Below are 17,196 nucleotides of genomic sequence, written 5' to 3'. Positions count from 1 at the left end.
CTAACTTGTCAATAGACGAAAATCAACTTTTTTATAGTTTAACTAACTATTTTCCCAGCACTCATCGTACCGGTTAGTTGCAAAAGACCCGTGTCTTCAGGAAGGCATCGACTATATTCGGGTCGAACTGGGAGCCGGCACATCTCTTCAACTCTTCCCGGGCCGCCTCCTTCGACATCGCCTCCCTGTAAGGCCTGTCGCTCGTCATGGCATCGAAGGCGTCAGCCACCGCTATCACACGGGCGCCCAGGGGGATATTGCCGCTCATCAACCGGGCATCAGGATAACCGCCTCCCCCAAAACGTTCATGGTGGTGCTGTATGATAGGCACCACCTCCTGCAGGAAACCTACCTGGCTCACTATCCTTGCGCCTATTTCCGGGTGCAGTCTGACCTTCTTCCAGTCGTCGCCTTCAAGCTTCCCCTTCTTCTGTATGATACCGAGGTCTATCCCTATCTTGCCTATATCGTGAAGTAAACTTGCCGTCTTTATGTCCTGTATAACGCGTTCCGGCAGGCCGAGACGTTTGCTTATGAGTATGGAGTACCGCATGACCTTCTCGCAGTGGCCGCGCGTATATGAATCGTTCTCATCTATTATCCTGGCGAGCGTCTTTATGGTATTGAGGTAATCCCGCTTGACGCGCTCGATCATCCTTGAGTTCTCGATGGCCATGGAACATAAGCTCCCCACCATCTCGAACATCTCCATATCCTCCCTGGCGAATATCTTCTCCTGCATTATATATACGGAGAGGACTCCGATCTTCCGCCTGTGGCTGAGCAGAGGCACCGCCACGACCGTGCCTACCCTCTTCCGCTTAAGTTCGGCGAGGCGTTTGCCGTCTCCGCAGGCGGAGGCGGGGACTACTACCGGGGAACTGCCCGACATTGCGGTCCTCGATATATTATTATCGGCCCCGGCCATCCTTTTAAGTTCATCTTTTGAGAGCCCCGCTGACGCCGTAAGCCGCATCCTCTTTCTCGTCTCGCCCAGGAGCCGCAGCGTACAGAACCTGGCGTTCATAAGCGTCTTCACCTTTTCGAGTATGATCTCGAGGAGCAGTTCCACATCTATGGAAGAGGAGATGGACCTGGACATGGTGAAGAGCATAGACATCTCTTTTATCTTCTCTTTCACCTTCCTGTCCATCCGTTCATAAAGCCCTATATCCATTATGGCGAGCGTCGACTGCCTGGCGACGGCCTCAAATACCTTCAGGTCTACATCCTCAAACCTGCGCCGCTCCCTGGCGGATACCATCAGTACGCCTATCCGCTCACCGCATGCCACAAGCGGAGCGGCGACGAGCGACAATAGCCCTTCTCTTACGATAAGCCGGCGCGTTGAAGCGTCAACCCTGTTCTTAAGGTCGCGTATATATGTGGCGCCCTCTCTGGACATGATGCACCGGGCCAGTTCCGATGCTGTCTTTAACTTGAAGGACCGGATGGCGGGCGTCTTCAGCCCGAAACTCATCCGCGGTATGAGGTTGCCTGAATTGTCCTTGAGCCAGATGATACAGACATTTGTCCCGGTGAGATCGAGCGTCTCTTTTATGATGAGGGAAAGGAGATGGTTTACGCTGACGGCCTCGGAGAACCGCTCCCCCGTATCGACCACCCCCGATATCTTCGAGATCTGTAACCGAAGATTTTCATGAGATCCCTGGTGATAGCCGATATTTGGTCGCGCCGTTCTCTCTTCCATATCTTTTCTTTTTCCCTATACCCTATACCCTGACTTCCTATTTCTTATCTAATACCCTATACCCCAACTTGCTATCTTACTCGAATTATGTAGCCTATCTTCGCCCTCCCGGAGGCCGCTTGGCAGAGTCCCCGGAAGGACGAAGATAGGATGGGAGGGGTAATCTCCCTCTCGCTCTACATAAAAATCAAAGATCTGACGTTACGCGCTCATCAGGACCGATTTGTAACGCTCCGCCTCGTGCTTGATATTCTCGAGTTCCACCGCTGTCATGGGCGGAAGGAACCTGAACCAGCCGGTACTGTCGTCTTTTACGAGCCCCGGCATGAGCGGGTCTCTTTCTACCGCCGTCATCGCGACGAGGGCGGCATCGTATACCTGGGAAGTGGCTATGCCTCCTTCATATTCCATGAATATGAGCCTGCCTGTATCTTCACCGGCCCTGCCTTCTTTGAGCGGCTCGACTATGGCAACATGTTCCTTCGCATAACCCTGTCCGTATCTATCATAAATGGCTTCTATCGAGTCGATCCTGGCCGCATCTTCCTCGCTGACCAGTTCGAGGTCTATACCGTCGATATCCATGAGCTTCATCAGCTCCTGCTTAGTGCCTTCGTTTATCCTCTCTTCGTCGGCCTTCTCCACGGTGAGGCGGACCTGTAGCTTCAGAGGTGTAAATTCCGGGTTTATCGACTTCGCAAGCCGCATCCGCTCCCTGTGCGCTTCGGCGAGGAGCTTCACTTCACCCAGCGACCCGGCGCGGATACTGACGAGCAGGTTCTCTTTTGTCTTTGCGACATCCGATACGGCCCTGTCAACTCTCGTGTGCCGGATGGCCGATCTCCTGGCGATCGCCTTCATGCTTGCGTTATAGGTGTCGAGCTTTGAGAGGATCCGTTCTGAGACGATACCCGGCAATATCCTCGATAATCTCCTCAGCATTTCCTGCAACCGCGCGTCGTCCATCGATTCGATCGCGGCGCTGTCAAGAGAGGCGATGTCGCGGTCGGTGCGCCTGAAGAGCTCTGAGACGAGAAGTTTCATTGAGTCGCCCTGGCGTATCTCTGCGGCGAGATCTTCTATTGAGATCCCGCGCGCTACGGAGACGCCCATGACCGCGCCGGATCCTTTCACCAGGCGGTCGACCTCTTCCTTATTCTTCATGTCGTCGCCGGCATCCACGAAGAAGACGGGCTCTACCCTCTCCTTAAAACCGAGAGACGATAAGGCCTCCTGGACCTTCATCTGGCTTTCGGCACCCATGCCCTCCGGAGGAACGGGGATACCGAGAAGCAGGTGAGGGGCGCCTTCCGGTGCGCCCTTCTCGGGAGGCGTAACGCCGGATGCCGCCTTGCCCGCATTGACAAAGTCGACCCCGCTGTTATAGACCAGGAGAGCGAGGAGATACCAGCTTATCGCCTCTCCCTCTGTCGCCGATTCGAAATGCAGCGGTATGTTGGTGTTATATATCGGCAGTTGTTCCTGCGGGAATTCGGCCACCATCTCCGGATGCGGCATCCTGTCCGCTATCGTGGAATTTGCCTCTATTATCTCCTCCGCCTCAGAGGGCGATATGCCGAAGGTTTCCGATATCTCTTCGGCGCTCAGCGCGGGATACCCGTCGACTTTTCTGAATTCGTCCGTTCTGACGCGTCCTATGAACATGGTGACATTAAGGTTGCGCGGGTTCGCCTCATCCCGTGTCTTTTTCTCTACTATATATTTAAGTATAAAATCATAAGTCCCGTCGGCTATTTCGTCCACCACGCATACGGTGCTGTTCGGCTTTAGGCCGTCCAGGGTGCCTGCCACCTTACACTGTTCATATATCGCGTTAAAGAGCGTGGATACGCGTATATTGGAGAGCGCCTCTTCAGATACGTCGACTTCGGCGTTCCTTGTATCCATATCTTTACCTATAGAGCCTGTAAGCGAATGCACGCCCGTTATCTTCTCTTCATAATAACTGCCGGACGCATTGGCGCTGACCGTCACCTCGAGGCCGACTCTCCCTATCTCTTTTCTGGTGTTTGCGTCGAGTACCGGCACTTCCACGATCTTTTTGCCGGGTCCCGTCCAGTAGGCGATCGCGTCACGGACCCTGTAGAGGCCCTTGACCTCCTTGCCTGTCCTCTTTTCCCTTATGCTTACCGCATGTTCTGCCATATAGATGTTGTCGAAATAACCCATGACCCCGCGCGTCAACTCTTCGAAAGTCACCGTCCCTTTCTTCCTCGCGGTAAGGGTCGACAGCACGCCCTTTATCTCTTCATGTATGAACCAGCGTGACGTGTTCCATCCCATGGTGTCGGCCGAGACGAAGAAGGCCACGCCCTTATTTGGATACCCCTGCATGAGGTTCATGATCACATAAGCATTGTATACCGTATCCGCGGCCCTCGACAGGAAGACATACCTGTCGGCATTACGCCGGGCGACAAAATGGGCGAAATAAGTGACCGCCCTGGCCACCCGCGACATATCATTGTATGTGCATGTCCTCTGGGAGAGGCGCGCCTTATAGGATTCTATCTTTACCGCCTGTAGATCCCCGAACTTTTTATCCTTTGGGCGCCAATCGTCGCTGGGATCCGGCACCGATGTGACCGTATCGGGATCCTTTACAATATTGACGAGTCCGATGCTGTCGCTGCCCTTTCCTCCGTATAAGTATTCCAGAAGCTGGTTATACTCATCCGTATCCTGAGTGAGCCCCTCCAGATAGAGGGCAGCCCGTTCGTTAAGCTTTGCCACCAGCTCCTCTTCTGAAAATCTCCTCGCCTTCCCGTATTCGTCTGTCTTAAAATCGCCCGTCCCCAGGGCCAGGACAAGCCGGCTGAGATTGGCTATGTTCATCTCTATGGCAATACGTATCTCTACCGTCACGCCCCTGTTGTCTTCCACGGAACTTATGTTCGCGTTCACACCAGACGTATTCAACTCCCTGGCTATCCTGTTCTTGATGCCTACCATCCTGGTGCTGAATACGCTCTCCGGACGGCTGGCCCTCAGAACTATCTCATAACCCGGCTTCAATCGTGCGCTCATGGCAAAGTTCTCGTTCCTTGTCGCTTCCGCATCCGCTTCCAGGTCGCTCTCGATAATATACTCTTTGACCTCCCCGTCTACAGCGTCCCATATAAGTCCTATGATGCTGCGTCTGATAAGGGGGGCGCGTACTTCTTTCAATATATCCACATCCTCCAGGGCAAACCTCACATCATCCCGGTCATGCCTGGAGAGGCGCCTGCCGTCCCGTTCCACAATGCATATACCGGTCCTTATGACCATAGGCGCGCCCCCTATTGTCAGAGGAAAAGTTATCGAGAAATTCTCTCTTATATTTATGTTGTTCGCGGCAAGTATCGATGTAATGGCCCTCAGAATGCTCGTGCCCCTGTCCTGATAGGTGAGCATAAGTTCATCTTCCCTGTGTCCCGCGGAATCGTAGAACTCGGCCGCCATATTATTAGGTTTCTCTGTACATTTAATGGTATTTTCATAAAGCGTCCTGGCCACATGTTTCATATAACCCTCGTCGATGAGGACCTTTATATTATCCACTTTATCGGGATATTTCGCAAAGAGGGCATTCACGAAAGGAGATATTGGTATAGGTTCTCCGGGGAATGTCTGTCTGAGATACTTCTCCACGGAGCTTAGTATGGCAAAATGCGGATCATCGGGATCCATGACCGGAACGGGGTCCGAGAAATTTATGACGCTTTTAGCGGCAAATTGCGTAGAGAACGGGCTCCACCCTGTGCTCGCCTTAGCCGGGAGCCGGTCTTTCGATATCGGCCTGCCCGGAGGGGCCCGTCTGCCGAATATCCCGGCCGATATGAGCAGCGCAACGAACATTACTGCTATGACGGCGCTCCCGGCTGCCTGCATCTCGAAAGGCAGATTGGACAGTATACCGCCTGCGGCCTCCGACGCCTGCCGGACGCTCGCCTGCGCAACAGGGCTGCGGAAAAGCGCCGCCAGGGTTATTACTACAGGTATGAGCGCGGCTATGACGCCGACATTGGCCGAGCCCGCGGTCGGGCCGCGCCTTGGGGCAGCAGGACCGATCACAGCGCTCAATCTCCGGTCCAGGATGTCCCTGAAGATCGGCTCCCGCTCCGTTATCCTGCCGACTATCGTCTGTACCTTGCTCTCTACGAGGCCATTGATCTCTTCCTCACCCTTCTCTTCCCACCCTTCAAATATGTTGGCGCCGTTACGCGAATCGGAGAATTCCGTGTGCGTCTTCAGCTTTGCCACCATCTCTGCCGTCACGCCGGGCACAAGCGGAACGCCGTATCTTCTGGCCAGATATATGCTGAATATGAGCGTCTTCGCGAAACGGGCCACGTCCCCGCATACCGTGACCGAGATGTGCCTCTCGGCGGCGGTCCTGACTATCATATCAAGGATACCGAGTATCTCCTTGTCAAAATGCTTGTTGGTAAGCAGCGCCCGGCGCCTGTTCTTTACGTTCGATATGAGGTCGTTAGTGCCTATGCTCAGGAAGCTTATTTTAAGGAGTTCGTTGTCGAGGACCGCGATCAGGTTATCCGGCGCTGTGATGAAGTCGTTCGGCGACCTCTCGACCTTAACGAGTTCCTTCTCTTCGACCATTATGCCGAGGGGCATCGCGTCGAGCGTCTCTCTGGATGCCTTCATCTCCTTCAGGAGCTCCGTCTTCACCTCGTTGATGAGCTCGGCAAGGAACCTCATATCGTCCACCGTCTTTATATTTGGGAACATCATGCGCAGATTATCGAGGTTCCTCCTCTCCCGCAGATATGCATATGCGGCATATATCGCCTTCACCTGTGTCTTCAATGCCGCCCTGCCCGGCTCTGTCCTGCAATAATCGAAGCCGTATTTATTGGGCACGTCCTGAAGCGCTATACAGGCCTTGTCATCTCGTTTATCGAATGTCCTTAAGGTGACCGGCGCATCCTTGATGCCGGCTATGCCGATATAAAGGTCGCGCTGCATCTCAAAGGACGGCGCCTCTGACCCCATGAACATATATTCGGTCCTTGCGAGCGCTATGCCGTTTGCGCCTGCTTCATATACGCGTGCGACCCTCGCGGCGGCACCTTCCTCCGGTATGCCGAAATCCCCCCTATTGAGGTGATACGGCAGGTTCACGTTCCCGTACACGGGTATCACAACCTCTCCGTCAAACGTTGCCGCTACGCTCCGCTCCCTCATCCTCTCCGTTTCTCTCTGCACATAGTAATCTCTCAAGACCTGGCTCGTTATGACCCCCTTCACGACATCCATACCGGCGCTTGTGGTGTGCGGACCTATATAAAGGCGCGATTCAAAACCCGTCTCGGATGTATAGAAAGAGACCGGCTCTCCGGTCCTGCCGAGCTTATCTATCAATATCTCGGGCAGGTTGACCATGAGGGATGAACCGCTAGCCGTTATTATGATGCCCGCGTGTTCCTGGGTAGAACCGTTGCTGCAGACAAAGGCCCTCACCCCGTACTTTTCGGTGAGTGTCCTCAGGATAAGTTCGTCCCTTATAAGGTCCTTTGATACAATAACCACTTCACGACCCTGACGCTTCGCCTCTTTCACCACCTCTTCGAGCCCTTCTACGGCAACTTCTTCCAGGTTGAGCCGTATACATATCTCACTTATTACCATGCCCAGGGATTCAACCATCCCGTGGTATCTATCCAGGGTAGTCCTGTTTTCGGCAAACCACTTCCAGAGCGCGAAACGCGCCGCATACCTCTTCCGCGATATGGAACCGAGGACTTCCTGATACATCCTCTTCAATGTCTCGTCCTCAATGGAGTCCTTTGTGATCTTGCTTACCACTTCGTCGAAGCACTTATGGAACTTCTCCGCCTCAAATTCGACATCCTGTGGCGCCAGGCGAGGATCCCTGTCGAGCGCGGTTATGAACCTGTTGAACATGGTACGGAAGCTTTCGCCTCTGTCGAGCGCGTCGCCGATACTGCCGCTCGCGTATGCCGCGAACATCGGCTCCAGACGGGCTACCATATCATATGCCTGCAATGCGACGGAGGGCTCTCCCCGCTCGATCTTTATGTGGCCGGTCAGATCGGTCATCATGAGCTGGAAGACCTCCATCATCTCCTTCTGACCGGCAGTGGTCGCATGCCTTATATCCTTCTCTATACCGTAAAGGGTCGGTTTCACGATACTGTCAAATATTATCCTTTCCTGTTCGATATTCCATCTCTTTATATTGTATTTCGAGCGCATGCCCTCCCGTTCAGGCAGCGTTGACTCCATCCTGGCCTCGTCATAATTGAAGATTATGCCTAGCGCGCCGCCGGGCAGGCCGTTGGAGTCTACCCTGTGTATGCCTTTCAGGAGCCCTCCGGATGCCGCGACGGCCCCGGCCAGACCGGCCTTTGTCTCTCCTGTATCCACGGCCCTGAAATCGTTCTCCGTATCGGAGGCGAATGAATCGAGCAACCCTCTCGCCTCTTCCGCCGACAGGGCGGCTTTATCGCGGTCCGACTTCTGTATCTGATACATGGAGAGCGCTATATCTTTGTATATGAGATGGAATGCGCCGAGCGTCTCCCTGCCTGACGCTTTCAGCTTACGCGTGATCGGCTCTTCCGACCCTCCGCGGTTAGGCGTCACCACTATTATCTGCGTGCATTCGGAGCCGTCGGTCTTGCGCCTCTTGATCTCGTCGAGTGCCAGGAAGTACGCCTGGCCGCCCTTCTCTTTATCCGCCTCGGCCGCCAGGAAGAGCTGCCAGAGGTTGACTATCTCATCGTACAGCCTGACACCCCTGTCCCGCTGCCACTGGCTCATTATATGGCTCTCCACGAACATATCGGTAAGGCACTGCTCGGCGAAATCCCTGGCAACAGGCCTGGCCGCCATGACATCTTCCGGCAGGCGGTCCCTGAACGCGTTGACAAGCGCCTCTTCCTCTTCCGCTCTGTCCAATATCATCCGTTTTATCTGGTCTAGATTTGGCGGAAGCTCCGGTAAACGCGGCACGAACGGCCCAATACCTGCGGCAAGGTATTTCACCTCACCGGTATCAATGCCGAATATATATTCGAGGGCATATGCCGCGGCGATGATGCCGAGCGGGATGATGAAGAGCTTGATTATATTGGACGGCTTTTCGGCCGGCTTGGGTTCTTCCTCTTTGAATATATAAGGCGCGATAAGTCTGGATATCTTCTTTGCCGAGTAGAACCAGGCGGCAATGGCCACCGGCAGTAATACCGCCCACTTCAGGGCCGGGCTGGCATCGCTTACAGAAAGGAGGACGAGCGCTCCTGCGGCGCTTGTGAGGCCCATCGCTTTAAGGAGCCTCGGCTCGACCGCCCCTCTTTCCGGCGGCGCCTGGGGACGAGCCTGTTCGTAGACATCTAACGCGCCGTGAGTCGATGCCTGATATAAACCCTTGATAAGCAGCTCCGGATTTTGTTTTATTGCATTTTCGGTGCCGGTCGACGGAAGTATAAAATCACCGCCTGCCTCTTTCCCGCCCATCTTAAATACGGCGGCGGCACCGTCAAGTTCTCTGAATGCCTCGGGATACTCATTACCTCCGACTATAAGTAAAGCGACGTGCGAATTGTCCTTTTCGACCCTGAATATCACATTATAAGGAATGCCCGAGCGCCTCAAGTAAGTGACATATCTTTCTAATTCGGCAGAAAACCGATCGATATCCTTAGAGGTAAATATCCTGGACTCTGCGGGCCAGCCGCGAAGTGTGCCGATCCTGACGCCGTTGAAGAAACCCACATCTTCTACGGTAACTGCCCCGGCTTCGATATTTGCCAATAGGGCGGTTCTAGCTTTAGTTATCTGTACGTGGAAGTGGAGGACGCTTGCAGCTGCGCCCGGCGAATTGAATAGCGCTTCGTATTCCGTACCGAGCGCCTTTGCAAAGAGTATGGAATCCTTCATGCGCTCTGCAAGATTCTGCGCCAGCGGGTCTTCACTGATCAAAAGCATATGATGCTCGCCGAACGGGAATATATTGATAGCGACTTTATAATGATGTCCGTTTATTACGATCTTGAAAAGCACCTCTTCGTCGGGGATAACGCAGAATCTACACGGTTTCCCTTCCTGCGTAGGACGGTGTGGCTCATCCACTTTGTAAGTGACGGTCTTCGCTTGAGCGCCTTTGGCGAGCTCTTCTTTCTTTTTTCGCCAGGGCGCGTTGTGAAGTGAAATCATAAGCATTTTAATGACTCCGGATGCGGGGACGGGACCAACTTCTATGCGCTGTGACTCGATAGTGCGCGAGCTCTCCAAAAACTCTTTCCTGAAAACGGGGGTTCCGTCGGATTTCACTTCTTCCAGTTTTTTGCCGTAAAGCGCTTTGACAATCGGTGCAAGCAGGCCGGACTCTGTCTCATCATTTATCTCTAATCCGCCGCGTATTGCAATATCCAACAGTTTCTCTTCCGGCGGCGCCTGCGGCCGGGCCTGCAAAATATCTTTTGGGGCCCTCACTACACGATGTGCCGGCGTGTAATAGATTATCGCGGAACCTACTCTGGTGCGCCTGTTGAATGATTGCGCCACATCCTGCCCTTTATAATTTAAGGTAGGGTCCCCGCCGTTATCCAGCACTATGGCATTTGTTATGCCGTATCGCTCTATGAGCCAGGAGCCGGCTTCTTTCAGCGTAATACCGAGACGGTTGGATTTGCCCTGCACTACTACATCCACAACCATCCCATTCCTGTCTATTCCTATGAAGTGATGGGCGTTGATCGCCGGTAGAAATGCTATGGTAATGGTCTTTGAGACTGCATCTATAAAATACTGACCCTTTTCACGAACTTCTGCCGCAGAGGCCGCTTCGCGGTATCCCTTCTCTGCGAGACCGTTAGCCAAGCGGGTGATATCCACTTCTACCAATTCTGGCTCAACCCCTATTCTGCCTTTTTCCGTCTGATATGCTCTTAGCGCCAGGGTAACCGGCCTGCCCCGCACAGCATCACCAAGTTTTGCCTTATCCTGTATAAACTGGTCAAACGCAAAATGGACTGTCTTGCCGCCTTCGCCTATAAACGGAAGATGAACTAAATGGCGCAGGTCGTAATACTGTTCAAAAATATCCGCCGGGTCGACCGCCTTCTCATTCTCCACGACCGGTTGACCCGACGCCACTTCGCTGACAGCGTCGGTAATATCACTCTGGGTCCCGGCATCTATGACGCGCGAGCCGTCATACCGTATTTTGCGAAAATCTACGCTTCCGTCCTTGAATATTACCAGAGAAAGATATGTTCTACCTTCCAACTCATCGTCGCGTTTTATAACCTCCCCGTTGACCCATGCGACGATCCAGTCATTCATGATCAGGTTTCCATAACCCGAGTACGCGATGACTTCATCCTGCGGGTGAGCGGCGCGGAATTCATCCGCATGCCTGGCAAAAGTCCACAGATCATCGCGCATCGTATCGGGCGTGCCGTCATCCCACACCTGAACACCATTTATAATACGATAGCCGTTTATCTTTTCGCGGAGCATACCGCTTCTATTATCTGTATAAGTAGGAAGGCTTAAATATACGCCTGTTTTAAATGGGTCAATACGTATGGCTTTTACATTTACAGGGGCAGGGCCCTGGTCTTCTTTATGGAATGTCTCGGTAGAGGATATAAGCTCTTCGCCTGACGGCGGCGCCTGCGGCCATGCCTGCTTATAAGCAATGGCTTTGTGCGCTTCGGCCACGCGCACCGCTTCGGTATATCTCGAAGTGAAATTCTTGAATACAAGATCGGCTATCGGCAGTATACCGAGCATCCCGCCGAGTTCTGCCCTGAAACCTTCATGCAATGTGATGAGCCGCTGTGCGCGCGGCGAGAGAGTCGAGAACGCGGGATGTCTATAACCGTCGGAACGCGCTACCGCAATGTGCCTCAGCTCTTCTGTGGTAGGGATACCGTTCGTGGCAGGGTAACCCCCCATATCGGGATGCGCCTCATAGTATCCCTTTAGCGCCTTCTCTACCTGCTCTTCCAGTAATAAGTAACGTACCGCCGCCCAATAGGAGAACCCTATGCCTGCCAATAGAGCAAATCCCGCTATATTAATGGCCCCGTCGGGCAGAAAGGTATTGCTGAATACCGCCATTACTATGTATAGTCCTATAGTAACCATAAGAGCGATACCGCCGGCCCTGAAACCTGCAATGGCCATGAACGGATGGACGTCCGGCTGAGTTGTGGTGAACTTCTCTATCTCACTGCGTGTGAGCCCGCCGAGCAGATGCTCCTTTACCCACCAGTCAGCAACACCCTGCCCTGCCTCCATGCCCGGGAAGAGCGCCTGCCGCGGTTCCAACGCCTCTTTCGGCATCGCCGCGATCTCCGCCCTTATGATCTGGCTTGCGCTGGCCGCTTCCTCCCACTTTTCATCCAACTTATCCTGCGGCACCGTACCGCTCTCTTCCAGAGCCAGCAGTATATCATCGCATTCCGAGAGCCGGCTGAGGTCTTTGTTCTTCAAGGCCTCGCCTATGTATCTGTCGACGGTCTCAAGAGGCGTTTCGCTTATCAACTGCTCTCTCGCTGCCTCTTTGGCGGAAGCCTGCGTTGCCGCTGCCTTCATCTTCTCAAAAGCCGAATCGACTATCCTTGGCTGCAATACATGTATGGTCCCCTTTGCAGGCCTGACGAGGACACCGCTCTCTATGATCACCCCCACCTCTTTTACGGATTCATGTATTTCATCGAGCGGAACCGATACGGTTATGTGGCGCTGGGACGTTTTTGCCGTTTCAGCCGGCAGGATCTCGACCGCATATCTCCAGTTAAGGCGATGGACATCGCCTTTTGTATCGGTTACGAATGCCGTTACATTTCGTCCCTGGAATACGCCTCTATCATCTTCATCGACCTGGAGCTCAAAGATAAACCGTTTGCCGGCAAACTGCACCGGTTTCTCCAGCACCGCGCTTATGACATAATCGCCCCTCTCCGGCGCGTTGGCCTCAACGGTAAGCGAGCCTTTTCCTGAGGTGACACTGTCTCCGGTCGTGGTGGTCCATCCCTCCCCGGCAAGCGGCATGGAGAATGCAAAGAGATCATTGAAGGCATCTTCGTTCCCTGTGTTAAGAAGGGCCGTGCCTATCTCCTGCAGGGTTATCTCATACTTATACAGATTCTTCTGTGTAGGATGGCCTTTAACGTAATCCCCGTAAACGCCGATCCCGCTTTCGACCACTTCCAGCAGCCGGGACGCCTCATCCGCTTTTCCCTCTTCGACCAGTTTCTGGTAGTAATCGATCTTGCCCCTCAGCCAGCCGTCGGCATTCTCATCCCGCCCCAGGTTGCGTCTCACCGCCGTATCGATCTCTCCTATAGAGATGTCGCCCCTATCCTCTATAAATGAGTTCACCGCCGGCTCAAAGACATAATTTATCGCGTACCTCTCCTGCAGCTTGGTGCCGTAATCATAGAAGACCGTTCCCAGAATGGCTATGTACGGCAATATGGTGAGCCAGAGGGTGACCGCCCCTACCTGTTTGAACCATATGCGCCTGTTGATGCTCTTCACGGTATCCGAAACGATCTCACCCTTTACGGGCGCTACGCCCGCCTGACGGCCCCGCGGCCAGAAGTTCTCACCCACCCACTTATTCAGCGTCTGGTATAGGCTGTAGCAGGCCGCCACTATCAGGTTGTTGAAGTAATCTATCATCTGGGGCATCCTTGCGATATACCGCCACATATGGTACGGGAGCATATTTATCCTGAAGAGCGGCGCGCGGCGGTCCCCCGTCTGGAGACGCACCAACGCGTTGGCGGTCCATAGCGCAAGGAATATGCTGCCGGCGACGGAAACGATTACGGCCCCCGGCATGTTCAGATATCCGAAAGAGTACAGTGCGAGCGCCGCCGATCCGAACAATGCCCCTATGACGAGATACGGCCTTCCGAAATGCAGCTCCCCGGCCGTGTCTCTCCTTATGTCCTCTATCTCTCTTGTGACCTCGCCCTCAAGTACCCTTTTATACCGCCTCACGTCCGTTTCGTTGAAAACGCCGGTCCTGCGTATCATCCCCTGATATATGCCTTCCAGCATACGCCTGTTGAGGAGCATGATGTCCCGACCTGCGTCGAACTGGTCCGCCATAGTACGGCCATAGCTCGTCGCGCTCGAAAGGCCCTGCACCAGGTCTTCCGACGCCATGCGGTCATACGGTACCGGCAGATTATTGGCTTCATAATAATTATCTACCGCGGCATAAAGGTCCCTGCGGGACATCAGGTCATTGAGCTCCTTTATCAGGTTCTCTTTTATATATTCGACGATCTTCCGCTCAAGCTCCGCGGGCACATTTATGCCGTCATAAGCGGCCAGAAGCGCTTTGAACTTAACAAAACCCGTAAGGTATTTATTAAGATCCCTGTTCGTCCTGTTCTGGGCGGCCGTTACAAATGCAGGATCAATATGGCCGTTATCATAGGCGGTCAATGCGGCTTTGAGATTATCCGAGAGCAGATCGTAGATAGGGCCGTGTCTGGTTTTAAGATTCATTGTGAGAGCGTTTATGTCGCTGATATCTTTTTCTCCGCTCAATTCAATAGAATCTTTATCGCTCTTCAGAGCGATCGAATCCTTTATGCCGAGATCCCCTATCCCTATGAACCGCGACGGCCGCCTCACTTGCGACGGGACTTCCGCCTCGGCTATGGCGGCTTCTACGAGATGTGCGTATATCTCCAGCGTATATTCGATGATCCTCCGGTCCTTGTACCCCGTCTCTTCCAAGACCGTCAAGGCCTTCATCGGCCTGCCGGCCGGGGTATTGCTGTGAGCACGCATCTGGTTTATGAACTCCCACCTGAGCCCCAGCGCCGCCAGGTCGTCATCGGTAATTACGACTTGCTCTATGCCGACGAGCTTTCTCCAATCCCTGTCCTCGAACCTGACCTTTAACGACTCTACCATGCCCTCTTCATCCTCTATGCCATACCTAAGCATCGTAATTACACCCATGATCGTCTGCGCTGCCGGCGGGAGTATAAATACGATCGTGCCTATTATGGTCGTCTTCAACCACGGCAATAGAGGCGGGATATACGTCTGGGTGAACCGTGCCGCATCCTGCAATAGCGAACTCAACCCCGGTAAGCCAAAACCCAATATTTCCGGAGCGCTATCAAACAATGGACCCAATACCTGAGGCAGTATCACCATACCCAGGAAGAACGTTACGGTCACGAGGAGCGTTATGCCGGCCGCAAATGATGCAAGCGTCGCGGAAGCAAGATGTGACATATGCTGGAACTTCTTCCACCCCATCGACTTCAGCGGGTCTACGTACCACTGCAGATTACGTTCCGTCCCCGCTCGCGCGCGCAATATCGTTATCGCGCCGTTTATCTTATACGCTATAAGGCCGCCGGCGAAGAACGACAGGAGGCCCACAGAAAGGCCCAATAATATATTGAAAGCGCTGAGGTTCGATATGACGAGCGCGACGCCCAGCCCGAGCCCGAGGTATTGCCCCATGAACATCCACAGGCCCGGCTTAAAGGAGAGTATGACAGCGAAGGTCTGCACTATTATCCACCTGGAGCGCTGCAGCCACCACCTGGGCCCCATCTCCGGAAGGAGGTCTTCAAGTATCTGTGTCCACTTGCCGGTCAGGCGCGTGCATTTCAGTTTATAGAGCGCGATCCTGCTCCCGAGCTCCGAATCCTCTATTATGTTATACAGGTCCCATGTCCCGGAGACGGAATATACGGTCAGATACTTATGGAGCATGAGAGACGGCAGGTATACCTTCATCAGGGGACGGAAGACGCGGGATAACCTTATCGCAGCCCGCGCGAATATATTCATGCCCTTTATCTCATTGAAATCCTCCGACTCTTCCCTGTGGACCCTCTCCTTGAGCGGCTCCAGATAGCTGAGGAGGGTGGCCCTGTCGCTTAACGGCACCTCGTCTATAATATTACCGTCCGCGTCAAAGATCGGCCTGTTCCGCGCGAGCATCTCCCACAGGAACCCGTTCCCGGTGCCGCCGAGGAAGAGGAAGCCCTGGACGGTCTGGCCGACCTGTATGGAGGTATGCCAGATCAGGTAATCGACATGTCCCAGCCATGACCATGTCTTCTCCTTTATCGGCACCTGCCTCAGCTCTGCCTGTATGACTGTGGGGATATTACGGATCCTGAATTCGCTTGCTATAAATTTTTCTACCGTAGGATATGCCTTAAGGAATGCCCATAATTCATATGCCACCCTGTCATGGCCGTCGCCGCCTATGAGGTCCTTTATCCTCACAGATGACCTCTCCGGATCTACATAGTCATCCGCCTCTTTGCCCGCAAGCTGCCGCCTGTCGTATCTGGAATTCGCTTCCAGTCCGTTCACCGCATCGAGATATTCCCCTCTCATGCCCTCGCGGTCTCTGCCGAGTTGTATATCCCATCTGTCGCCATCCTCTTCCGTACCTATACCCGCCAGCTGTTCCTGTATCGTCCTCTCCCTCATCTCCCACACGCATATCTTGGACCTCATCTCCAGGTACCCTATCCTGTCCTCTTCATCGACGAGCTCCAGATACCTCGGTATCGCAATGTGCTCCGGCTGTCTATTCTCTGCCCTGGCGCTTTCATCCTCTTTTCGCTGCTGCTCGGCATAATACCGCTTCATCGACATGACGCTCTCGACATTGAGCGGCGGTTTCATACGCACCTTCCGCTGGAAACGCCACAGGTTGGTGGGCGGCGTGGGACCGCGTATGATGTGGATTATATCTTTGTGCTCCCAGAGCGCCGGACGCCTGTTACCCTTCCATATGGGATTGCCGTTATTATCATATCTTTCTCCATCCTCGTTCCCGTAAATCGTCAGGTTGACCTTCTCCCTGCCGGAGTCATCGTTCTCGTCCATGGCAAGGAATATCTCCACGTCACCGGGATACGCCTCCAGGGCGGAATGTACGGTATTTATGAGACGCCCCTCTACTCCGGGGCTGCCGAATACGGTATCCATGACCGCCTGCTTGGGGAAGAGCTTCCGTGCCAGACCGGTCCTGTCGGTAACGATGCGCCTTATGTCCCATATGTCCAGGCACTCCAGTATATCTTTATTGCGCCTGCCGGGATCGTATCCGCGCAGGATCCTTCCGGATGCGAATACCTTTTTCGCCAATTCCGCATCAGACCGCAGGACATCCAAAAGTTGTCCGCGATCCATATTGGCTAAATAGACGGTCTCATGGGTGTTGTAACGTAACATCAACCTGTTCAGGATCCAATCGGATGGCCACTCGCCTCTATAGAGGCGTCGGCGCTTTGTCGCTCCATAAGAAGCGAGAAGCTGCCTGAAGGCATCATTGAAGGCCTCTTCGGATTCTTCGGCTGCGGCGAGGAGGCCGTTTATGAGATCCCTGGTGGGCTCATCCGGCACGGCCGCTTCGTATTCAACCCCTCTTACCCACCTGCCGTTCTCGTTCCTTACTACGCCTACCGTTCCGTCTCGCA

Annotated in this window: 2 protein-coding genes (1 of these 2 running past the window's edge); both read right to left on the bottom strand. The window is 53.8% G+C overall.

Going from position 1 to position 17,196, the window contains the following annotated elements; translation table 11 throughout:
* Positions 1–73 precede the first annotated feature (73 nt).
* A complete protein-coding gene (locus tag WC515_07485) occupies positions 74–1,711 on the bottom strand; it encodes an HD domain-containing phosphohydrolase (protein MFA5147199.1) in 1,638 nt (545 codons plus the stop codon).
* Positions 1,712–1,912: 201 nt separating this feature from the next.
* On the bottom strand, positions 1,913–17,196 hold the end of the coding sequence (locus WC515_07480; protein ID MFA5147198.1) for a putative PEP-binding protein. Its footprint extends 18,367 nt past the window's final position; the window shows 15,284 of its 33,651 coding nt (coding positions 18,368–33,651); the start codon falls outside the window, past its right edge; its stop codon occupies positions 1,913–1,915.

The sequence above is a fragment of the Candidatus Omnitrophota bacterium genome (assembly GCA_041650805.1).
In the GTDB taxonomy this organism is placed as follows: domain Bacteria; phylum Omnitrophota; class Gorgyraeia; order 2-01-FULL-45-10; family 2-01-FULL-45-10; genus JBAZKM01.
The sequence above is the reverse complement of the archived record's forward strand: the minus strand, read 5'-3'. Positions and strand labels throughout refer to the sequence as shown.

What these genes read in the sequence shown, in the direction of transcription:
- WC515_07485 (MFA5147199.1), bottom strand. Translation starts at nt 1,711, where the DNA reads ATGGAAGAGAGAACGGCGCGACCAAATATCGGCTATCACCAGGGATCT.